This is a genomic window from Nesterenkonia populi, assembly GCF_007994735.1.
Taxonomy (GTDB): Bacteria; Actinomycetota; Actinomycetes; order Actinomycetales; family Micrococcaceae; genus Nesterenkonia; species Nesterenkonia populi.
On the sequence record NZ_VOIL01000001.1, the window covers coordinates 1,483,672 to 1,503,874 of the forward strand.

The following is a 20,203-nucleotide window of genomic DNA, read 5'->3' on the forward strand; positions in this document are numbered from 1 at the left end:
CCGCACGGGCCGGTCAGCATTCGACGACGTTGACCGCGAGGCCGCCGAGGGCTGTCTCCTTGTACTTGTGGGACATGTCCTTGCCGGTCTCGCGCATCGTCGCGATCACCTCGGAGAGCGAGACCCGGTGCTCGCCGTCGCCCATCAGCGCCATCCGAGCCGCGTTGACCGCCTTGCCCGCGGCGATCGCGTTGCGTTCGATGCAGGGCACCTGCACCAGCCCGCCGATCGGGTCGCAGGTCAGTCCCAGGCTGTGCTCCATGGCGATCTCCGCGGCGTTCTCGACCTGTGCGGCAGTGCCGCCGAGCACCTCGCACAGTCCGGCCGCCGCCATCGAGGATGCCGAGCCGACCTCGCCCTGGCAGCCCACCTCCGCCCCCGAGATCGAGGCCTGCTCCTTATACAGGACTCCCACGGCAGCGGCGGTCAGCAGGTAGGCGGTCACGATCGCTCGGCGGTCCTGCACTCGGGCGAAGCTGGCGCCGGGACCGTAGTGCGCGGCATAGAACCCCACCGCGGGAATGATTCCCGCCGCGCCGTTGGTGGGCGCAGTCACCACCCGACCGCCTGAGGCGTTCTCCTCATTGACCGCCAAGGCGGTGAGGTTCACCCATTCCTGCCAGTACGCGTAGCTGCGCTCGGAATCCTGCGCCGAGAGCCGGGCATGCCAGCCGGGCGCACGACGCCGGACATTCAGCCCGCCAGGCAGCGGCCCGGTCCGTGACAGCGCAGAGCTCCTGCAGTCCTCCATCACGGTCCAGATCCGCCAGATCCCCTCGCGCACCTCATCCTCAGTCCGTCGGACGGCCTCGTTGGCGAGCATGATCTGCGAGATGGGCAGACCGGTCTGGCCGCAGTGCGCCATCAGCTCCTCCGGGGAGGAGAACGGGTAGGGGGCCGGAGCCTCCCCGTCGGCGGAGACGCCGGCTTCGTCGGACTCGGCGACGACGAACCCTCCGCCCACCGAGTAGTAGGTGTTCTCCGCCAGCAGCATGTCCTCGGCGTCGAAGGCCTTCATCCGCATCGCGTTGGTGTGCCGCTCCAGGACCGTCAGCGGGCGCAGTGTGAAATCTTCGGCCCGCAGGGGCACAGGCTGTCCGAAGCCCAGCTGCTCGGCGAACCGAATCAGCCCGGCGGCCTGCATCTCGGCTGTCCGCTCCTCCGCCTGGGCGGGCAGCAGCTCCTCCGGGTCCCAGCCCTCCAGTCCGAGAAGCACCGCGGGAAAGGTTCCGTGTCCGGCGCCGGTCGCAGCCAGCGAGCCGAAGAGGTCCACCTCCAACCGGACGGCTCGGCCCGCCGTCCCGGAGGCAGCGAGCTCCTCGGCGACAAAGCGTCGGGCGGCGCGCATCGGCCCCACTGTGTGGGAGGAGGAGGGGCCGATGCCCACTCTGAAGAGATCGAAGAGACTGACCTGCATGGCGGACATGGGGCGTTTTCGCCTAGGCCGCCGGGGCCGGAGCTGGAGGCGCTGCGGCGGAATCCTCAGCGTCGGCGTCGCGCCTCAGGCCGAGGGTCTGGTACCACCAGGCGTGGAACTCTTCGATGTGATGCTCACTGGGGACCAGGGCGCCCCCGCCGGCGTAGGCCTTGGAGCTCATCGAAGGCTGGGTGAGCTCGCAGGCCTCAAAGTCCTGCCGGTTCACCCGGTGGAACAGCTCCACCGATTTGGTGAGGTCCAGTTCGCCGGCCTCCGCCTTCGCGACCACCTCGGGAAGGAACAGCCAGTCGCACACCACGGTGGTGCGGGACTCGGAGACCGGGAACATCCGGTGGATGATGACGTGGTCCGGCACCGTGTTGATGAACACTTGGGGCTTGACCGTGATCGCGTAGTACCTGCGATCCTGGCCCGGGGCGATCGAGGGCAGCTCTCCGAACCCGGACGCGGAGCCGTCGACCGTGAACCCGTGGACGTCCTGGCCGAAGTTGGAGCCGTGGACCTCGCCGTTCTTGCGCTGGGAGGCCAGCCCGTCGGCGAACTCGGGGATCACTTCTGTCAGCTCCGGATGGATGGTCGCGCAGTGGTAGCACTCCATGAAGTTCTCGATGATGAGCTTCCAGTTCGCCGCGACGTCGTAGGTCTTCGTCTCCCCGCATCTGAGGCTCTCGATGCCGTAGTTGTCGATGGACTCGATCTCCCCGAACCGGGTGCGGACCTCGCCGAGGACCGCCTCGTCGAAGTCTGGGGGCTCCTCGGCCAGGCACACCCACACGTAGCCGAGCCATTCGCGCACCTGAACGCGCCTGAGCCCATACTGCTGACGGTCGACATCCGGCATGGAGGTCAGGTTCGGTGCGGCCACCAGATCGCCCTCCAGAGCGTAGGTCCAGGCGTGGTAGCCGCACTGCAGGGTCCTGCTCCTCCCCTCGGCGGCGGTGCAGACCCGCATGCCCCGGTGGGCGCAGACGTTGAAGTAGGCCTGGACCCCGGCCTTGCGGGTGCGCACGACGATGACCTCCTCCCGGCCGATCCGCACGGTCTTCCAATGCCCGGCGGAGGGCAGGGCGTCGGCTCGCAGCACGCAGTTCCACATCTTTTCGAAGATCTCCGCCTGCTCCGAGGCGAAGATGCTGGCATCGGTGTAGGCGTGCCCGGGGGGCGTGGGACGCAGTGAGGAGCCGGGGAGGGGCTCATCCAGGTGGTCGATGATCATGGCGGTTCTCCTAGGCGGCGAGTGCGGGTGCGGTGCTGCGGATGCGACGCTTCTTGCGCCAGCGGGTGACGTCGCGCAGGCGGTTGATGCCGAGGATGCCGATCTCCTCCCCGTCCCGGGTGCAGCTGACCAGCAGGCTTCCCTCAGCCGCGGACCCCTCGAGCACGGTGGTGGTGTCGGCCAGGTGGATCCGCCCGGCGCCCTGGATGCGCAGGTCGAACTGGTCGGACCAGAAGTAGGGCTCCTGCAGGGAGGCGGGCTCAGCATCGGTGAGAGCGGCGGCGACGACGGCGGCTTCCTCCACGGCCTCCTGCCAGTGGCCCACCGGCCGCAGCCCTGAGGAGTGGGATGCCCATTGGGCGCAGTCCCCGGCTGCGTAGACGCCGGGAACGGCGGTGGCGCCGGTGTCATCGCAGAGCACCGCGGAGGTGTCCTCGGTGAGGGACACCCCGGATCCGAGCAGCCACTCCGTGCGGGGACTTGCGCCGATCGCGCAGATCACCACCTGGGCCTCGACTGTGGATCCGTCTGCCAGCAGCACCTCGTGCCCGTTCAGGGTGCTGCGGACCGCCTGCGCCCGGGCCGGGGGAGCGAACCGCACCCCATGGGCCTCGTGCGCGGCCCGGATCGCCCGGCCCACCGGTGTGCCGAGGCGTTTGGCGCCCGGGTTCTCCTCGCCGGCGGCGACGGTGACCGCGGCGGCGCCGCGCTGGGTGCAGGTCGCGGCAGCCTCCAGGGCGAGGAATCCTCCGCCCAGGACAGCGACGCTGGCCCCGGACAGGGGCGCGTCACGGAGGGCGAGCGCATCGTCCATGCTCCGCAGCACATAGGGGCGCACCGCGGCAGTCTCCTCGGCTGCGGTCGGTTCGGCGCTGGCCGCGGGCAGAGTCCTGGCTGAGGCGCCGGTGGTGATCACCACCGCGTCGGCCGGGTGGAAAGCACCGTCTGCGGTGTGCACCCCGAGGGGCTCGGTGCCGTCCGGGCTCCCGGAGAGCCCGACGACGCCGAGGCCGCTGACCCAGTCAGCCTCCAGAGGGTTCTCGGGGTCGTCCAGCAGCAGGTCCTCCTCAGCGACCGCGCCGGTGAGGTATGCCTTGCTGAGGGCGGGGCGGTCGTAGGCCGAGCGGGTCTCCTCGCCGAATATGGTGATGGGGCCGCGGTGGCCGTGGTGCCGCACGCCGCGGGCGGCGTGGTAGCCGGCGAGGCCGGCGCCGACGATGATCAGGTGCCCGTCTGCGGGGAGACTCATGCCAGCCTCACCCCCGGGGGAAGGTTCGGCTCCGCGCTGGAGAGCTCCACCCAGACCTCGCCGTCGCGAACCTCTGCGGTGTGTGCCCGGACGCCGCGCTTGGCGGGGGGCTGATCCACGTCCCCGGTGGTCAGGGAGAAGGTGGACTCGTGCAGCGGGCACTCCACGCGGCAGTCCTCCACCCAGCCGGCCGCCAGAGAGGCATCCTGGTGGGTGCAGGTGTCGTCCAGGGCGTGAACAGTGCCCTCCTCGGTGAGGAAGACGGCGAGGGGAGGGCTGACCGAGTCGATGCGCAGCCCTTCGCCAGGGGTCAGGTCATCCAGGGAGCAGATTCGGAGGCTCATGCTTGCCACCACCACACATTTCGTCTAACGTTGCGGATTATGCAACACCGTTCATGATGAACAACAGTGCTGGGTGAAGTATTGCGTCCTGCATATTGGGAGCGTCAAGCATGAACGGGTGATGTGCGGAAAATTTTACGAAAAAGAAACACAAAAAGAGGTCAGGTGTTCTGAATGGCGGAGAATACGGGCAAGGAGGGCGGCACGGTGCAGTCGGTGGACCGGGCCGCAAAGATCCTCGAGCTGCTCCGCCGGGAGTCCGGGCTGACGATCAGCGAGATCGCCCGCCGGCTTCAGGTCCACCGCTCCACCGCCTTCCGCCTGCTGGCCACCTTGGAGGAGCATGACCTGGTGGAGCAGGAGCAGGTCCGCGGCGGGTTTCGGCTCGGCTTCGGAGTGCTTCGGATGGCCGGGGCGGTCACCGGCCGCATCGATCTGGCCCGGGATGCTCAGCAGTGCTGCGACGCCGCGGCTGAGGAGCTCAATGAGACCGTCAATGCGGCGATCCTCGACGCCGGAGCGGCGATGACCATCACCCAGACCGAGGGCAAGCGGATGATTGGCGTTGCCCAGCAGTACGTAGGCCAGCGGGGGCCGCTGCACGCCACGTCCACCGGCAAGGTGCTGCTGGCCCACGGCGACCCTGCCGAGCAGCGGCGAGTCATCGGCTCTGCGCTGACGGCCTACACCGCTTCGACGGTCGTGGAGACTGCTGGGCTTGAGGCTGAGCTGGAGAAGGTCCTCGAGCGCGGCTGGGCCTCAGCGGTGGCTGAGTGGGAGGAGGGGATCAACGCTGTCGCCGTCCCCATCCAGGATGCGGTGGGGCAGACAGTGGCCGCGCTCTCCGTCACTGCGCCGGCGTTCAGGCTTCCGGAGTCCAGCTTCGAGGCTCATGTGGGAGTTCTCCGCGAGGCCGCGGCATTTATTTCTGGCAGGTAAAACTTTCTTCTTGACCCTAGGATCAGCTTTGTACGCGGACTCGGCCGTTCTAGTCTTGTCGCATCATGAGCGCGGCGTTGCACAATACGCAACGCACGATGGAGGGAGGTGCAGATGGCACCACGAGTCGTCATCATCGGCCTCGGCGTAGTGGGCTCAGCCCTCGCCGACGAACTGGTCCTCAGGGGGTGGAATCAGGTCACCGTGGTGGACCAGGGGCCCCTCTACGTCACCGGGGGCTCCAGCTCCCACGCTCCCGGGTTCGTCTTCCAGACCAGCCCCAGCCGCAGCATGTCCCAGCTCGCGCAGCGCACCCTCGACAAGCTCGACGGACTCGAGGTCAGAGGAGAGTGGGTGATGAAGCGCACCGGCGGCCTGGAGATCGCCACTACCGCCGAGCGCGACCGGGAGCTGAGCCGCCGCCACGGCTTCGCCGACGCCTGGGGGATCCCCTCGCGTCTCATCGGCCCCGGAGAGATCGAGGCTCTCTGGCCTGACCTGGACACCTCCAGCATTCATTCCGCCCTGCACACTCCCACCGACGCCGTCGTCAAAGGAGTGCGCGCCGTCGAGCTCCAGGCCCGACGTGCCCAAGCCGGCGGGGCCCAGATCCTGCCGAACACCAAGGTGGTCGGCATCGCTGTTCGCGGCTCCCGCACCACAGGGGTGGACGTCGTGCCTGTCGGTGCAGCGCCGGATGCCGAGCCGCAGCGCATTGAGGCAGACATCGTCATCGCTGCCGCAGGGCTCTGGGGACCCGGCATGGCAAGAGAGCTGCTCGGCTTTGAGATTCCGATGCTGCCGGTGGAGCACGGATTCGGCTTCAGCACATCCGTGCCCCAACTGGCCGGCCTGGATGACCGCACCGAGACCGTCAGGCCCATGCTGCGTCACCAGGACCACGCCATGTACCTGCGCGAATGGGGGCGGCGCATTGCCGTCGGCGCCTACGAGCACCGGCCCCTGCCGGTGGAGCACCAGAAGCTCGCCACCGCGGAGGAGTTCGAGCGCACCGGCGTCCACCCGGCTGTCAAGCCCTTCACCGAGGAGGACTTCGCCCCCACCTGGGCCGAGGCCCAGCGGCTGCTGCCCGGCATGCTCGGTGAGGGCACCGGGGTTCAGCTGGACCGTGCGATGTCCTTCAACGGGATCTTCTCCTTCACCCCCGACGGCGGGCCCCTGCTGGGTCCCGTCCCGAACATCGAAGGCCTCTGGATGGCCCAGGCAGTATGGGTCACCCAGTCCGCCGGCGTCGGGCAGGTCATGGCTGACTGGATCACCACCGGCGAGCCCGGCATCGACACCCATGGGCTGGACCTCGCGCGCTTCGACCCCGCGGTGGTCTCCAGGCGCTGGGCCCGGGAGCAGGGTGAGGAGTCATATGACGAGGTCTACGACATCGTCCACCCGAAGGCCTCCACCCTGCGGATGCGCGGGCTGCGCACCTCACCGTTCTACGAGCGGCAGCAGGCCCTCGGGGCAGTGTTCGAGTCGGCATCCGGCTGGGAGCGGCCGCTCTGGTACGAGGCCAATGCCTCCCTGGGCACCCCGATGCTCGGAGACAGGCCGCTGCCCGAACGTGAGGAGTGGGCCGCCCGCCACTGGAGCCCCGTCGTCGCGCTGGAGGCCAGGGGCATGCGAGAGGCCGTCGGGCTGGTGGACATGTCTTCGCTGCCGCGGCTGACCGTTGCCGGCGAGGGGGCGACGTCGTTCCTCGAGTCGGTGCTCTCCCGTCCGGTGGGGAGGAAGGCCGGCACCGTGGTCTATGCGCTGCTGCTCAGCGAAGCCGGAGGGGTGCTCTCTGACATCACCGTCGCACGGCTGGGCGAGGAGCGTTACCACCTCGGCGTCAACGGAAGCCAGGACGCAGCCTGGCTGGGCGAGCAGTCCCGCCGCCTCGGATTCCACGGCCTCCGGATCAGCGCCGCCGACCGCGGCTCCTGCGGCCTGGGACTGTGGGGTCCGCAGGCCCGCACTGTCCTGGAGCAGCTCACCGAGGAGAATCTCGCCCACGAGAGCTTCCGGTTCTACCGGGGCCGGGAGATGAGCGTGGCCGGCGTGCCGGTGCTCGCCCTGCGGCTGAGCTACGTGGGCGAGCTCGGCTGGGAGCTCTACGCACCGGCCGAGTTCGGCCGCTTCCTCTGGGACGAGATCATGAGCGCCGGTGCTGAGCACGGCATCATTCCCGTGGGGCGGCGAGCCTTCGAATCCATGCGCCTGGAGAAGGGCTTCCGACTCTGGGGCCGCGACATGCACCGGGAGCACACCCCCTCCGAGGCCGGCGTCGACTTCGCGGTCCGCGGCGCGGCCGCAGAGCGGTTCGCCGACGCCGCCCCGCCGCAGAGGAAGCTGGCCTGCCTCACCCTCGACGACCCCGCCCAGGTGCTCATGGGCGGCGAGCCCGTATGGGCCGCAGGGCAGGGCAGCGAGGTGCTCGGCTACGTCACCAGTGCTGACCACGGCTACACGGTGGGGGAGTCCATCGCCTACGCCTGGCTGCCCGCCGCGCTCGCCGGGCCCGGCACAGGCGTGGAGGTCGGCTGCTTCGGCGCGAGGTGCCCGGCGCACGTCGTCGTCGAACCCCGCTTCGACCCCGCCGGAGAGAGGATGCGCAGCTGACATGGAGAGCTTCGACGTCATCGTCGTCGGGCTGGGGTCCATGGGGGCCGCTGCGGCCAAGGAGCTCGCAGGCCGCGGGGCCAAAGTTCTCGGCCTGGAGACCTACCGGCCCGGGCACGACCAGGGCTCCGCCCACGGCGGCACCCGCATCATCCGGCAGTCCTACTTCGAGGACCCTGCCTACGTTCCGCTGCTGTTCTCGGCCTACGAAGGGTTCAGGAGGCTGGAGGATGAGTCCGGGCGCGGCCTGATGAACCTCTGCGGCGGGATCTACATCGGGCACCCCGAGTCCCAGACGTTCGCCGGGTCCCTCGCCGCCGCGCAGCTGCACGGACTCGACCATGAGGTCCTCAGCGCCGACCGGATCCGCGCACGGTTCCCCACCATGGACCCCCACGAGGACGCATTGGGGCTCTTCGAGCAGCAGGCCGGCTACGTCCGTCCTGAGGAGACCGTGATCGCCAACGCGGAGGTCGCCCAGGGCCACGGTGCGGACCTGCGGTTCGGGCAGCGGGTGCTCGGCTGGAAGCCGGCCGCAGGCGGGGGAGCGGAGGTCACCACCGCAGCCGGGACCTACGGCGCCGACAGGCTGGTCATAGCGCCCGGCGCTTGGGCCCCGGAGCTGCTGAGCGACCTCAGCCTTCCGCTGAGCATCGAACGCATGGTCTTCCACTGGTTCGCCCCGGACTTCGACGCCGTGCGCTACGAGTCCTGGAGCGAGGAGAGCCACCCGGTCTACGTCGAGCAGACCTATGACAACCACCAGATCTATGGGTTTCCCATGACCGACGGCCCCGACGGCGGATTCAAGCTCGGGTTCTTCCGGCTCGGCACCCCCACCAGCGCCGACAGCGTCGACCGTCACGTCACCGATGAGGAGAACCATCGCATGCAGGCTCGGGCCCAGGAGCTCTTCCCGCACCTGTCCGGGGAGAGCGTCATGGCCAAGACCTGCCTCTACTCGGTCACCCCGGACAAGCACTTCGTCATCGGCCAGCACCCGGAGCACGAGCAGGTCTCCCTCGCCTGCGGATTCAGCGGACATGGCTTCAAGTTCGTGCCCGTGGTGGGGGAGATCCTTGCCGACCTCGCCCTGGCCGGAACCACCGAGCACCCCATCAGCCTCTTCGACCCCTCTCGGGAGGCGCTCGCCGAGCCGGCATCCCTCCGCTGACTACAGGCGGGCCAGCTCCGCCTCCAGGTCATCGAGGCCCAGAGCTCCCAGGGACAGGGCCTTCATATGCCAGTCCTTGAGGTCGAAGCTCTCCCCACGGGCGTGCTGAGCGGCAGCCCGACCGGACAGCCAGGCGCGTTCGCCGAGCTTGTAGCTGATCGCCTGAGCCGGCCAGCCCAGGTAGCGGATGATCTCTGAGTCGATGAACTCCTGGGGGCTGCCCGAGTTCATCGCCAAGAGCTCCCCGGCCCGCTCCGGAGTCCAGGTCTCGCCAGGGGACACGGGGGAGTCCTCGGGGATGGTCAGCTCCAGGTGCATGCCCAGGTCGATGACCACCCGCACGGCCCGCAGCATCTGGGCGTCCAAGTAGCCCATCCGCTCCTCTGCGTCGAGCCGGCCGAGCTCATCCATGAGTCGCTCGGCGTAGAGCGCCCATCCCTCCATGGTCCCGGAGGATGCGCCCACGGTGGTCTGGAACACCGAGAGCTGCTCCTTCACGTACACCCACTGGGCCAGCTGCAGATGGTGCCCGGGCACGCCCTCGTGGTACCAGGTGGAGACCAGATCATAGATCGGAAAGTCGGTGCGCCCCAGGGTGGGCAGCCAGGTGCGGCCCGGTCGGGAGAAGTCAAGGGAGGGGGTGGTGTAGTACGGGGCGGCCGCGGAGCCGGCCGGGGCGATCATCGCTTCCACTCTCCTGATCGGCTCAGCGATGTCGAAGTGGGTGCCCTCCAGCTCCGCGATGGCGCGGTCCATCATTTCCTGGAGCCAGACGCGCACCTCCTCCACACCTTCCACGCGGCGGCCGTGGTCCTCCAGCCAGCGCATCGCCTCCACCGGGGTGGAGCCCGGCTTGATCTGCTCAGCGAGCTCCTCCATCTCGGCACGGATGCGGCGGTACTCGCCCCAGCCCCAGGCGTAGACCTCCTCCGGGTCAATGCTGGAGCCCACCCAGCGGCGCGCGTTCAGCAGGTACCGCTCCCTGCCCACCGCGTCGGGGGTGCCCTCCGAGGCGGGCAGGCAGGTCTCGGAGAGATACGCGCGCAGATCCGCGACGGCGGCGGCCGCAGCGTCCGCCGCGGCGGTCAGCTCCTCCTGCACAGAGCCGGGCGCTTCGGCGACGAACTCGTGGAACCAGGTCGGTGCGCCCTCGTGCTCGTCAAGCCAGGCATTGAGCTGCTCAATGACGGTGCGCACCTGCAGAGGCGCCGCGAACAGGCCCTGCCGCCGGCCCTCCTCCAGCGAGCGGACCAGCGAGGAGTAGGACGCCGTCAGACCGCTCAGCCGCTGACCGATCACTCTCCAGTCAGCCTCAGTCTCCGACGGAACCAGCAGGAGGACCCCTCGGGCCTCGTCCACCGGGGAGGCAATGTTCCGAAGAGGCCGCAGGTGCTCACCCGCCAGGTGAGCCTCAAGCTCCACGCCCAGCCGATCCCGCAGCAGCACCGCACACCGCTGCTCCGCGACGTCGAAGCTGCCCGCCTCGGCCTCAAGCTCGTTCAGGCGGGCGAGCGTCTGCCGGCACAGCTCCGCCTGGCGCTCCGCCGCCTCCGGGGAGAAGTCCGGCATGCGCGGATCGCTGAGATGGAGCCCCAGCTCCGCGGCCGTTGCAGGATCCAGGCCGGCCAACGCGTGGACGAAGGAATCGGCCAGCTGACGCGGGGTCTCCCCGCTGAGCGAAAAAGTCATGGGGGACATCCTCTCCCACGGCGCGTAAACCAGGGATCACACTGCTGTCACGTTTGCTGAGTAGAGTCTCACCCTGTGAGCGGCGCAGAGAACCAGAACCCACCCAGCGGCGAGCGAGAGCGGAGCCCCCGGCCGCTCGCCAGCGACCCGAAGCTCCAGCACACTCTCCCCGAGGACATCCTCGGGGTGCTCGTGGGCACCTACATAGCGGGCCTCGGGCTCTACATCCTTGAGCACACCGGAGCTGTGACAGGCGGCACCGCCGGCCTGGCCCTGCTGCTCACCTACGCCACCCCGCTGAGCGTCGGCCCCCTGTTCGTCCTGGTGAACCTGCCGTTCTACCTGCTGGCCTGGTGGAGGAAAGGCTGGAAGTTCACGGTGAAGACCATCGTCTCGGTGGCCGCGCTCGCCGTTTTCACGGAGATCAGCGCCCGGCTGATGCCGTTGGGGGACATCGACCCGGTCTACGGGACGGTGGGCGGCAACTTCCTGCTGGGAGTGGCGCTGATCGTGATCTTCAGGCACGGCTCCTCCTTGGGCGGCTTCAACATTGTGGCGCTGATCGCCCAGGAGCAGTTCGGGCTGCGCGCCGGGTACGTGCAGATGTGCTTGGACGTGACCGTGGTGCTGCTGGCGTTCATGGTGATCGCCCCGCCGTTCGTGGCCCTGTCAGTGCTCGGCGCCGTCACCCTCAACATTGTCCTGGCGTTCAACCACAGGCCCGGCCGCTACCGGGGGTGAGCCGGGAAGAGGACACAGCTCAGCAGGGACCGGCGCGTTCCTTGATGCTGAGAGCCATGGCGGCAGCTTTTGGTCGGAGGTTCCCAGTCACGGCCATTGCATCTCATCTAAGGTTGCGTTCCGTCCTGCTGACAGGTGCCTCGCGCACAATTCGAGGGGACTGGGGGCGCAGTGGAAGCACTGAATCTCCTCCGATGTGGCGAGAAAGGCGTTCAGGACAGCCTGAGCGCTCTCGGGAATCAGCCGCCTCAGGAACGCACCGGTCATACGCACGGCGTCGGGTGCACCAGGAATCTCCAAGCGGCTGCAGTCGTTGGGGCGGATATGCGCGCAATGACCTATTCGCAGTACGGAGAGCCTGACACCCTCGAGCTGACTGACCAGCCCACTCCCAAAGTGGCGCCCGGTGCGGTGCTGATCCGGGTGGAGCGGGCTTCGGTCAACCCCGTGGACTGGAAGCTGATGGCCGGCTACCTCGACGGGCTCATCGATGTCGTCTTCCCCGTCGTCCCCGGATGGGACGCAGCCGGTGTGGTCGAGGAGGTCGGCCCGGACGTTCCCGAGCTCTCGCCCGGTGACCGTGTGGCCGCCTACGCCCGGAAGGACTTCGTCCACGGCGGCACCTACGCGGAGTACGTCTCTCTGCGCGCCTCAGACGTGGCGCGCATCCCCGACGGCGTGGACTTCGACGCCGCTGCTGGAGTGCCGCTGGCCGGTCTGACCGCCCTGCGCTCCCTCGAGGCGCTGAACCTCACCTCCGAGGACACCCTGCTGATCCACGCGGCCTCCGGCGGCGTCGGCCACTTCGGCGCCCAGCTGGCCGCCGAGACCGGGGCCACCGTGATCGGCACCGCATCCGAGAAGAACCATCAGAAGCTGCGCGACCTCGGCATCACGCCGGTCGCCTACGGCGAAGGCCTCGAAGAGCGGGTCCGTGAGATCGCGCCTCACGGTGTGACCGCGGTAGCAGACTTCGCCGGCGGAGTGATGGAGCAGACCCTCGCCCTGCTGGTGGACGGCAGCCGACAGGTCTCCGTCGCTGACTTCGACGTGCTCGAGCACGGCGGCCGGATCATCTGGGTGCGTCCCGACGCGGCCCGGCTGGAGTCTCTGCTGCAGCGCGTCGCCGAGGGCCGCCTGAAGGTGGACATCGACACCGTATACCCGCTCGAGCAGGCTGCCGAGGCCATGAAGCACAACGCCGACGGCTCCAACGGAAAGATCATCATCGACGCAACCCGCTAGTCTTCGAAACTATTTTCGACCGGCGTATTGTGCACCGCTAGAAGGCATGTTCTAATAGTGATGCGCGATGGGAAGCGCGGCCCCCGCGAGAGCTCCTCACTGCTCTCACGGGGGCCTCCCCATTTCTGGGAGGGCTTCCTCGCCGGATGAGGCAGAATCAGCGCCTATGCAATCGGTCCTCGACTTCCTCGCCGAACGGTGGAGCAGCCAAGCGGAAGCTGATCCCGCCATGGTGCTTGCGATCACCGGCGTGGTCGCACTCCTCACTCTGATCCCTCGCACCTGGCGGCTCCTGCGGCAGGCCGCCACGATCATCCATGAGATGGGACACGTCTTCGCCGCCTTGGTGAGCCGCCGCCGCGTGTCCGGCATCCGCCTGCACTCCGACACCTCAGGCGCCACTCTGACCTGGGGGAAGTCCCAAGGGCCTGGGCTGCTGCTCACCTTCCTCGCCGGCTACCCGGCCCCCGGGCTGTTGGCTGTGATTCTCGCCTGGCTTGCCTTGGCAGGGCACGCAGGGGCTGCGCTCACCGTCTACCAAGCGGTGGTGCTGCTGGCCCTGCTGCTGTCGCGGAACCTGGTGGGCATTGCCTCCTGTCTCACGTCAGTGCTGGTGACCGGGGCGATCTGGTGGCACAACGACGCTGAGCTGATCGTCTACACCGTCGTTGCTCTTGCCGTGTTCTATGGGATTGCGGGGCTCCGCGGGACCTTGGACCTGTGGGGCAGCCACCTGTCTCGGCGGCAGTCATCCGCAGGCAGCGACGCCGCTCAGGCGGCTCGCGCCTGGGGCGCTCTGCCGCTTCCGGCATGGCTGTGGCTGATCTTCTTCCTGCTCATCAGCACGGGCTGCGCGGCCGCGGTGGTCTGGCTGCTGATCCTCTAGCCGGGCTGTGTCCGCCGCGCGCGGAGCACGACGTCGTAGAGAGCGCGCCCGGAGGCGGTGCGGCTCGTCTCGTAGGCCGATTCGACGTTCCACCCCGGCGTCCTGAAGAGTGCGGCGACCTCTGCCAGTGCCGCCGAGGCGCCGTGCAGGTGGCCGTGGTCCTCATGGGTGTGCCCCACAATCAGCAGGGTTCCCCCTGGGGTGACCCAGTCTGCGATCCGCAGGTACAGCTCGGTCTGCGGAACAGTGCTGTGCGCATAGGAGGTCGCCACCAGGTCAAAGGACTCCTGGGGCCGCCAGGCGGTCAGATCCGCCTCGACCCACTCAAGCCGGTCGGCGGACTCCGGGTCCATCTGGTCCGCGGCTGCCTGAGCTGCGCGGCCCAGCGCCTCGGCAGAGATGTCGGCACCGGTGACATGCCAGCCGGCCTGCGCCAGGGCGATGGCCTCGGCCCCCTGGCCGCAGCCTGCGTCCAGGGCCCTCCCCGGGACCAGGTGCGCGGTCTCAGCCAGCAGATAAGGGTGCGGGGCGCGCCGCGGCGAGCGTCCGGCCTCCTCGTGTCCCCACTTGTGCTTCCAGAACTCTCGGTCGAATCCCTCGCTCATATGGTCTGCTCCTCAGCCTCGGCCAGATCGAAGTCTTCGACCACCAGGGCCATATTCTCCGCGGAGCCGCCGCCGATGATGGCCGCATCCCAGAGCTCTCCGGCTGCGGTAGTGGTCGGCATGGTGAAATCAGAAGAAGTCATGGCTCCAGCATGAGGCGAATCGTGTCAGCGTGAAAGACCATTTGCAGGATCAGCAAAACATGACGACACTGTCCACATGAAGGAGCTGGAGCAGGTCGGGGTGCGCCTGAGGGCCGCGCGCACCGCCAAAGGCTGGACCCTGGAGCGGCTGGCCCGTGCGGCCGGGCTCTCCGCCAGCACTCTGTCCCGCCTGGAGTCGGGCAAGCGGCAGGCCAGCCTCGAGCTGCTGCTGCCGCTGACCCGCCAGCTCGGCATCGCCGTGGACGACCTCATCGCACCAGTGCACCAGGACCCGCGTGTGACCCGGGAAGGGTGGGAGGCTGAGGGCAGGAAGGTCTGCCCGCTCTCCCAGGAGAGCTCACCGGTCCACACCTACAAGATCCGCTTGCGCCCTGCCCCGGCCGTCTCAGCTGACGAGCTGAAGATGCATGACGGCTACGAGTGGCTCTACGTGCTCAGCGGAAGGATGCGTATCCAGCTGGGGGAGCGGGACATCATCCTCCACAAGGGCGAGGCGGCCGAGTTCGACACACTCACCCCGCACGCGCTCACCGCCGTCGGGCCCGAGGACGCGGAGATCATCAGCATCTTCAACGAGGCCGGAGCCAAGTTCCATACCCAATCGGCCCAGCAGAACCGCTAGAGTTGAGACATGGCTCACGTTCTGACTGTCAACGGCAAAACCCCGCAGATCGGCGAAAGGGTCTTCCTGGCCCCCACCGCCGCGATCACCGGCGACGTGATCATGGAGAAGGACTCCTCGGCCTTCTACGGGGTCTCCGCCCGCGGGGACATCGACCAGATCATCGTCGGCGAAGGCACCAACCTGCAGGACAACGTGGTCCTGCACACTGAGCACGGCGACCCCTGCATCCTCGGCAAGGGCGTCTCGGTGGGCCACTCCGCCGTCGTCCACGGGGCCCGGGTCGGGGACCGCAGCCTCATCGGCATGAGTGCCACCGTCCTCAACGGAGCCGTCATCGGTGAGGAATGCCTCATCGCCGGCGGGGCCGTCGTGCTCGAAGGCACCGAGGTCCCGCCGCGCTCCCTGGTCGCCGGGGTGCCGGCCAAAGTCCGCCGGGAGCTCACCGAGGAGGAGATCGCCCACATCCGCGAGAACGGGGAGCGCTACCTCGGCTACAAGGACCTCCACATCGACGCGATCCAGTGAGCCTGATGCGGACGCCACGGTGTCCGCGCGGGCACGTAGACTATCGGCGATTGTTCCAGACCCCCCGACCCCGGGAGCCGAATGTCTACGCCAGAGTCGCTCGACGACGCTGTTCCTCACCCGCTCGACGACGCCGCCGTCGAGCGGGCCGTCACCAACGCCCTGGCGGCATTCGACGCCGCCTCTGACCTCGAGCAGCTCAAGTCTGCGCGCCTGGCGCACACCGGCGAGAAATCTCCGGTCGCGCTGGCCAACCGGCAGATCAAAGACCTCGACAATGCGCAGAAGAAGGACGCCGGCAAGCTCCTCGGCGCAGCCAAGGGCCGCATCCAGAAGGCGCTCGCCGGCCGCACCGAGGTCCTTGAGGCCGAGCATGCCGCCCGCGTTCTGGTGGAGGAGACCGTGGACGTCACCGCGGCGCCGCGCCGTCGTCCCCTGGGTGCCCGGCACCCGCTGAGCGTGCTCCAGGAGGACGTGGCCGACGTCTTCACCGCCATGGGCTGGGAGATCGCCGAGGGGCCCGAGGTGGAGTCCGAATGGTTCAACTTCGACGCTCTGAACTTCGCCCCGGACCATCCTGCCCGGGAGATGCAGGACACCTTCTACGTGGAGCCCCAGGAGACGCACCTGGTGCTGCGGACCCACACCTCCCCGGTGCAGGTCCGTTCGCTGCTGAGCCGGGAGCTGCCCGTCTACGTGCTCTGCCCCGGGCGCACCTTCCGCACCGATGAGCTCGACGCCACCCACACCCCGGTCTTCCACCAGTTCGAGGGCCTCGCCGTGGACAGGGGACTCACCATGGCGGACCTGAAGGGGACCCTGGAGCACTTTGCCCGCCAGATGTTCGGGCCTGAGGCCGCCATCCGGCTGCGCCCCTCCTTCTTCCCGTTCACCGAGCCCTCCGCTGAGCTGGACGTCTGGGACATCAACGCCAAGGGCGGCCCACGCTGGGTCGAATGGGGCGGCTGCGGCATGGTCAACCCCAACGTGCTGGCCGCGGCAGGGATCAAGGATCCCGAGTACACAGGCTTCGCCTTCGGCATGGGTGTGGAGCGCACCCTGATGTTCCGCAACGGCGTCACTGATATGCGAGACATGATCGAGGGCGACATCCGCTTCAGCGCCCAGTTCGGAATGGAGGTCTGAGCATGCGCATCCCGCTCTCATGGATCCGTGAGTACACGCAGTTCCCGGCCTCCGGCACGGCAGAGGACCTCATGGCCGAGCTGGTGAAGGTCGGGCTTGAGGAGGAGGACGTCCACGCCCCCGAGCTGACTGGCCCCATCGTGGTCGGGCAGGTGCTGGAGAAGACGCCCGAGCCGCAGAAGAACGGCAAGACCATCAACTGGTGCCGGGTCCGGGTGGTCCCCGAGGGTGAGCAGCAGACCCTCACCGGTGAGGGCATCGATCCCTCCGGGGTGCAGGGCATCGTCTGCGGCGCCCACAACTTCGAGGTCGGCGACAAAGTCGTGGTGACGCTGCCCGGCGCCGTGCTGCCCGGCGGCTTCCGGATCAGTGCCCGCACCACCTACGGCCACCTCTCCGCCGGCATGATCGCCTCCGTCAAGGAGCTCGGCATCGGGGAGGACCACGCCGGCATCCTCGTGCTCTCCGCGCTCGGGCTGGACCCCGAGCCCGGCACGGACGCCATGGAGCTGCTGGAGCTGTATGACTCGGCCGCTGAGATCAACGTGACCCCGGACCGCGGCTATGCCTTCAGCATCCGCGGCGCAGCGCGCGAGTACGCTCACGCCACCGGCACTCCCTTCACTGACCCGGCTGAGCAGGTCCAGGTGAAGGAGCCTGCGGCTCCCGGGCACGAGGTGGTCCTCAATGATCTCGCGCCCATCTACGGCACCCCCGGATGCAGCGTCTTCAACGCCCGGACAGTCACTGAGATCGACGCGACCGTGCCCACACCCAGCTGGATGGTCTCCCGTCTGCGTCTGGCCGGCATGCGACCCATCAACGTGGTGGTGGACATCTCCAACTACGTGATGCTCGAGCTCGGCCAGCCCAACCACTGCTATGACGCCGCCACGCTCGAAGGGCCCATCACCGTTCGCCGGGCGTTCCCCGACGAGAAGCTCATCACCCTGGACGAGAAGGAGCGTGAGCTCCACACCGAGGACCTCCTCATCGCCGATGACGCCGGACCCATCGGCATCGCCGGGGTGATGGGCGGTGTCCGCACGGAGGTCAGCGATGACACCGCGGAGGTGATCATCGAGGCCGCCCACTTCGACCCCATCACGGTCAGCCGGTCCAAGCGTCGCCACAAGCTGCCCTCCGAGGCGTCCAAGCGCTTCGAGCGGGGCACTGACCCTCAGCTTCCAGCCATCGCCGCCCAGCGCGTCGCTGATCTGCTCGTGGCACTGGCCGGAGGAACCGACACCGGTGAGGCCACTCAGGTCGGCGAGCCCCAGCTCCCGGGCGCCATCCATCTGGATGCGGCACTGCCCGCCCAGCTGACCGGCGTGGACTACAGCCGCGAGCAGGTCATCGACCTGCTCCAGCAGATCGGAGCCCAGGTCGAGGAGGTCGGCGAGAAGCAGCTGCTGGTCACCCCGCCCACCTGGCGGCCGGACATCACCATCCCGGAAGCCCTGGTGGAGGAGATCGCCCGGCTCGCCGGCTATGACCAGATCCCTTCCCGGCTGCCCGCAGCGCCGGCCGGGCGCGGCCTCACCGCCGCCCAGCGCCGTCGTCGCCGGGTCAGCTCCGCGCTGGCGTCCGCCGGGTACACCGAGGTGCTCAGCTACCCGTTCTACTCCGAGGAGGCCAACACTCTCTTCGGGAAGGCAGACGGCTCTGAGCGGACGCTGCCGATGGTTCGCCTGGCGAATCCGATCGCCAGCCAGTACCCGACGCTGCGCCGCACCGTGCTCCCGGGTCTGCTGGAGGCGCTGCGCCGCAACGTCTCCCGGGGCCTGCGTGATCTTGCGCTGTATGAGACCGGCGGCGTCTTCCTGCCCAGGGAGCAGTTCGGAAGCACGGAGATCCCGGGTTTGGGCACCTACCCGGGCGATGAGGTGATTGCCCAGCTCAACGCCGGCATCCCTGATCAGCCGCAGCATCTGGCCGTCGCGCTGTCCGGCCGTGAGCCCGCTGACGCCCCTGGTGAGCAGGGGCGCGCCCGTGACTGGGCGGACGCCGTGGAGGCTGCCCGGAAGGCGGCTGACCTTCTGCACGTGGAGCTCATCGTGGTTCAGGGTCAGCACCAGGCGTTCCACCCGGGCCGCACCGCCGAGCTGAAGCTGGGGGAGGCGACGGTCGGCTATGCCGGTGAGCTGCACCCCAGAGTGGTCGAGGCCTGGGACCTGCCCGAGCGCACCAGCGTGATGGAGCTGAACCTCAGCGCACTCCTCGACGCGGCACCGGAGAAGGTCCTCGCTGAGCCGCTCTCCACCTACCCGGCCACCACCCAGGACGTGGCGCTCATCGTTGATGCCGGTCTGCCCGCCGCGGATCTGCAGGCCGCACTGAACGAGGGCGCCGGCGAGCTGCTGGAGCACATCGAGCTGTTCGACGTGTACTCCGGAACCGGCATTGAGGACGGTAAGAAGTCCATGGCCTACGCCATGCGCTTCCGTGCTGGGGACCGCACCCTCACCGCCGAGGAAGCCTCCGAGGCTCGCTCAGCCGCCGTCGCCCTCGCCCAGCGGCGCCACGGAGCCGTGCAGCGCTGACCTGCTGCGCTGAAGAGCGGCCATGGCTGTGGCTGCAGTCGCTCAGGGCTTCAGCAGCAGCTTGCCGGTGGTGCGGCGGCTCTCGAGGTCCTCATGGGCCTGGCCGGCTTCTGCCAGCGGGTAGGTCTCCCCGATGCTCAGGGACAGGGTTCCTTCGCTGAGGTGGTGGAACAGTTCGGTGTAGCGCCAGGTGCGCTCCTCCGCGTTCTGCAGGTACCAGTGGATTGCTGGCCGGGTGACGTAGAGCCCGCCTCGCCTGTTGAGGTCCTGCAGATCGTAGGGAGGCACCTGCCCGGATGCCCCGCCGAAGAGCACGAGCACTCCGCGCACCGCCAAGGATTCCAGTGAGCCCTCGAAGGTGTCCTTGCCCACTCCGTCGTAGACCGCAGAGACGCCCTCGCTGTTGGTGATCTGGCGGACCTTCGCCGGGAAGTCCTCGTAGGGGATGACATGGTCAGCGCCGGCGTCCTCAGCGATCTTGGCCTTCTCCGGGGTGGAGGTGGTGGTGATGACCCGAGCGCCTCGGGCCTTGAGCAGCTGGGTGAGGATCTGCCCGACCCCGCCGGCCCCGGCATGGGTGAGGACAGTCTCACCGGGGGACACGCGGTAGGTGGAGCTGATCAGGTAATGGGCGGTGATGCCCTGCAGCGGCAATGCTGCCGCCTGCTCATCGGAGATCTCATCCGGGACCGCCACGGCCTTCTCGGCGTCGACCAGGAAGTGGGAGGCGTAGGTGCCGGTGGCGGCCTCGCAGGTGGTGACCCGCTGGCCGATGTGAAAGGTCTCCACGTCATCGCCGGCAGCCAGGATCTCTCCTGCGCCTTCAGCGCCAGGGGTAAAGGGGTATTCGACGGGGTAGACGCCGCTGCGCTGGTAGGTCTCGATGAAGTTGACCCCGGCGGAGGCGGTCCGGACCAGCAGCTGGCCCGGACCCGGCTCCGGTGCGGTGACATCGGCGACCTCGAAGACTTCGGGGCCTCCGGCCTCACGGGCCCGGACCACAGTGGCGTAGTCGGGGAGGTCCTCGGGATAGACGGTCGGCTCGCTCATGGGTT

The 20,203-nt window shown here is 68.6% G+C and carries 18 protein-coding genes; 10 read left to right on the forward strand and 8 right to left on the reverse strand.

The features are described from left to right. Positions 1-13: 13 nt before the first annotated feature. From FWJ47_RS06835 to FWJ47_RS06850, 4 genes are read right to left on the reverse strand one after another with little or no spacing between them, the layout of a single operon-like run. A complete protein-coding gene (locus FWJ47_RS06835) occupies positions 14-1,417 on the reverse strand; it encodes an L-serine ammonia-lyase (RefSeq protein WP_147109079.1) in 1,404 nt (467 codons plus the stop codon). A 22-nt stretch (positions 1,418-1,439) separates the two neighbouring features. Next, a complete protein-coding gene (locus tag FWJ47_RS06840) occupies positions 1,440-2,654 on the reverse strand; it encodes an aromatic ring-hydroxylating oxygenase subunit alpha (protein WP_147105953.1) in 1,215 nt (404 codons plus the stop codon). A gap of 10 nt (positions 2,655-2,664) precedes the next feature. Beyond that, positions 2,665-3,903 (reverse strand): NAD(P)/FAD-dependent oxidoreductase, encoded by a 1,239-nt coding sequence (locus FWJ47_RS06845; RefSeq protein WP_147105956.1) that lies wholly within the window; start codon positions 3,901-3,903, stop codon positions 2,665-2,667. After that, positions 3,900-4,247 carry a bifunctional 3-phenylpropionate/cinnamic acid dioxygenase ferredoxin subunit gene (locus tag FWJ47_RS06850; protein ID WP_147105958.1) on the reverse strand — a complete coding sequence of 116 codons (348 nt, stop codon included), beginning with the start codon at positions 4,245-4,247 and terminating at the stop codon, positions 3,900-3,902. Before FWJ47_RS06850 ends, FWJ47_RS06845 begins: the two co-directional genes overlap by 4 nt. A 174-nt stretch (positions 4,248-4,421) precedes the next feature. Here FWJ47_RS06850 and FWJ47_RS06855 point away from each other — a divergent pair, with 174 nt between their 5' ends. From FWJ47_RS06855 to solA, 3 genes are all read left to right on the forward strand, one after another. Then, on the forward strand, positions 4,422-5,186 hold the full coding sequence (locus FWJ47_RS06855) for an IclR family transcriptional regulator (protein ID WP_147105961.1): 765 nt from the start codon (positions 4,422-4,424) through the stop codon (positions 5,184-5,186). A gap of 114 nt (positions 5,187-5,300) precedes the next feature. Then, positions 5,301-7,805, forward strand: a complete 2,505-nt coding sequence (locus FWJ47_RS06860; protein WP_147105964.1) for a GcvT family protein — start codon at positions 5,301-5,303, stop codon at positions 7,803-7,805. A gap of 1 nt (position 7,806) precedes the next feature. After that, a complete protein-coding gene (gene solA, locus FWJ47_RS06865; protein ID WP_147105966.1) occupies positions 7,807-8,979 on the forward strand; it encodes an N-methyl-L-tryptophan oxidase in 1,173 nt (390 codons plus the stop codon). Here the strand turns inward: solA and FWJ47_RS06870 are convergent, their stop codons facing one another. Further along, entirely contained in the window at positions 8,980-10,668 is a 1,689-nt protein-coding gene (locus FWJ47_RS06870) for a DUF885 domain-containing protein (RefSeq protein WP_147105969.1), read from the reverse strand. It lies immediately after the preceding gene. A gap of 75 nt (positions 10,669-10,743) precedes the next feature. On the opposite strand from FWJ47_RS06870, the gene FWJ47_RS06875 reads away from it, so the two are divergent. The 3 genes from FWJ47_RS06875 (at position 10,744) to FWJ47_RS06885 (ending at position 13,540) form a co-directional block, all read left to right on the forward strand. Continuing rightward, a complete protein-coding gene (locus tag FWJ47_RS06875; RefSeq protein ID WP_147105972.1) occupies positions 10,744-11,409 on the forward strand; it encodes a YitT family protein in 666 nt (221 codons plus the stop codon). Positions 11,410-11,733: 324 nt separating this feature from the next. Further along, positions 11,734-12,654: an NADP-dependent oxidoreductase gene (locus FWJ47_RS06880; RefSeq protein WP_170228516.1), complete on the forward strand. Its 921-nt coding sequence runs from the start codon at positions 11,734-11,736 to the stop codon at positions 12,652-12,654. A gap of 166 nt (positions 12,655-12,820) precedes the next feature. Then, on the forward strand, positions 12,821-13,540 hold the full coding sequence (locus tag FWJ47_RS06885; RefSeq protein WP_170228517.1) for a M50 family metallopeptidase: 720 nt from the start codon (positions 12,821-12,823) through the stop codon (positions 13,538-13,540). Here FWJ47_RS06885 and FWJ47_RS06890 read toward each other — a convergent pair. Together FWJ47_RS06890 and FWJ47_RS12060 are read right to left on the reverse strand one after the other, a co-directional pair. Beyond that, complete coding sequence (locus FWJ47_RS06890) at positions 13,537-14,145, reverse strand: class I SAM-dependent methyltransferase (protein ID WP_147105977.1); 609 nt, start codon at positions 14,143-14,145, stop codon at positions 13,537-13,539. The genes FWJ47_RS06885 and FWJ47_RS06890 overlap by 4 nt on opposite strands. Continuing rightward, entirely contained in the window at positions 14,142-14,288 is a 147-nt protein-coding gene (locus FWJ47_RS12060) for a hypothetical protein (RefSeq protein ID WP_170228518.1), read from the reverse strand. Before FWJ47_RS12060 ends, FWJ47_RS06890 begins: the two co-directional genes overlap by 4 nt. A gap of 76 nt (positions 14,289-14,364) precedes the next feature. Here FWJ47_RS12060 and FWJ47_RS06895 point away from each other — a divergent pair, with 76 nt between their 5' ends. From FWJ47_RS06895 to pheT, 4 genes are all read left to right on the forward strand, one after another. Continuing rightward, positions 14,365-14,931, forward strand: coding sequence for a helix-turn-helix domain-containing protein (locus FWJ47_RS06895; RefSeq protein WP_147105980.1), 567 nt, complete (start codon positions 14,365-14,367; stop codon positions 14,929-14,931). A gap of 9 nt (positions 14,932-14,940) precedes the next feature. After that, positions 14,941-15,459, forward strand: a complete 519-nt coding sequence (locus tag FWJ47_RS06900) for a gamma carbonic anhydrase family protein (RefSeq protein ID WP_147105983.1) — start codon at positions 14,941-14,943, stop codon at positions 15,457-15,459. An 81-nt stretch (positions 15,460-15,540) separates the two neighbouring features. Beyond that, the gene (pheS, locus tag FWJ47_RS06905; RefSeq protein WP_147105986.1) at positions 15,541-16,605 is read left to right on the forward strand and encodes a phenylalanine--tRNA ligase subunit alpha; all 1,065 of its coding nucleotides are present in this window, start codon (positions 15,541-15,543) and stop codon (positions 16,603-16,605) included. Between the two features lie 2 nt (positions 16,606-16,607). Continuing rightward, positions 16,608-19,148 (forward strand): phenylalanine--tRNA ligase subunit beta, encoded by a 2,541-nt coding sequence (gene pheT, locus FWJ47_RS06910; RefSeq protein WP_147105989.1) that lies wholly within the window; start codon positions 16,608-16,610, stop codon positions 19,146-19,148. Positions 19,149-19,190: 42 nt separating this feature from the next. Here pheT and FWJ47_RS06915 read toward each other — a convergent pair whose 3' ends face one another. Further along, on the reverse strand, positions 19,191-20,198 hold the full coding sequence (locus FWJ47_RS06915; RefSeq protein ID WP_147105991.1) for a quinone oxidoreductase family protein: 1,008 nt from the start codon (positions 20,196-20,198) through the stop codon (positions 19,191-19,193). Positions 20,199-20,203 lie beyond the last annotated feature (5 nt).

Bases quoted from the DNA above. Each gene is read 5' to 3' on its own strand.
- FWJ47_RS06835 (WP_147109079.1), bottom strand. From the start codon at position 1,417: ATGCAGGTCAGTCTCTTCGATCTCTTCAGAGTGGGCATCGGCCCCTCC.
- FWJ47_RS06840 (WP_147105953.1), bottom strand. From the start codon at position 2,654: ATGATCATCGACCACCTGGATGAGCCCCTCCCCGGCTCCTCACTGCGT.
- FWJ47_RS06845 (WP_147105956.1), bottom strand. From the start codon at position 3,903: ATGAGTCTCCCCGCAGACGGGCACCTGATCATCGTCGGCGCCGGCCTC.
- FWJ47_RS06850 (WP_147105958.1), bottom strand. From the start codon at position 4,247: ATGAGCCTCCGAATCTGCTCCCTGGATGACCTGACCCCTGGCGAAGGG.
- FWJ47_RS06855 (WP_147105961.1), top strand. From the start codon at position 4,422: ATGGCGGAGAATACGGGCAAGGAGGGCGGCACGGTGCAGTCGGTGGAC.
- FWJ47_RS06860 (WP_147105964.1), top strand. From the start codon at position 5,301: ATGGCACCACGAGTCGTCATCATCGGCCTCGGCGTAGTGGGCTCAGCC.
- solA (WP_147105966.1), top strand. From the start codon at position 7,807: ATGGAGAGCTTCGACGTCATCGTCGTCGGGCTGGGGTCCATGGGGGCC.
- FWJ47_RS06870 (WP_147105969.1), bottom strand. From the start codon at position 10,668: ATGACTTTTTCGCTCAGCGGGGAGACCCCGCGTCAGCTGGCCGATTCC.
- FWJ47_RS06880 (WP_170228516.1), top strand. From the start codon at position 11,734: ATGCGCGCAATGACCTATTCGCAGTACGGAGAGCCTGACACCCTCGAG.
- FWJ47_RS06885 (WP_170228517.1), top strand. From the start codon at position 12,821: ATGCAATCGGTCCTCGACTTCCTCGCCGAACGGTGGAGCAGCCAAGCG.
- FWJ47_RS06890 (WP_147105977.1), bottom strand. From the start codon at position 14,145: ATGAGCGAGGGATTCGACCGAGAGTTCTGGAAGCACAAGTGGGGACAC.
- FWJ47_RS12060 (WP_170228518.1), bottom strand. From the start codon at position 14,288: ATGACTTCTTCTGATTTCACCATGCCGACCACTACCGCAGCCGGAGAG.
- FWJ47_RS06895 (WP_147105980.1), top strand. From the start codon at position 14,365: ATGAAGGAGCTGGAGCAGGTCGGGGTGCGCCTGAGGGCCGCGCGCACC.
- FWJ47_RS06900 (WP_147105983.1), top strand. From the start codon at position 14,941: ATGGCTCACGTTCTGACTGTCAACGGCAAAACCCCGCAGATCGGCGAA.
- pheS (WP_147105986.1), top strand. From the start codon at position 15,541: ATGTCTACGCCAGAGTCGCTCGACGACGCTGTTCCTCACCCGCTCGAC.
- pheT (WP_147105989.1), top strand. From the start codon at position 16,608: ATGCGCATCCCGCTCTCATGGATCCGTGAGTACACGCAGTTCCCGGCC.
- FWJ47_RS06915 (WP_147105991.1), bottom strand. From the start codon at position 20,198: ATGAGCGAGCCGACCGTCTATCCCGAGGACCTCCCCGACTACGCCACT.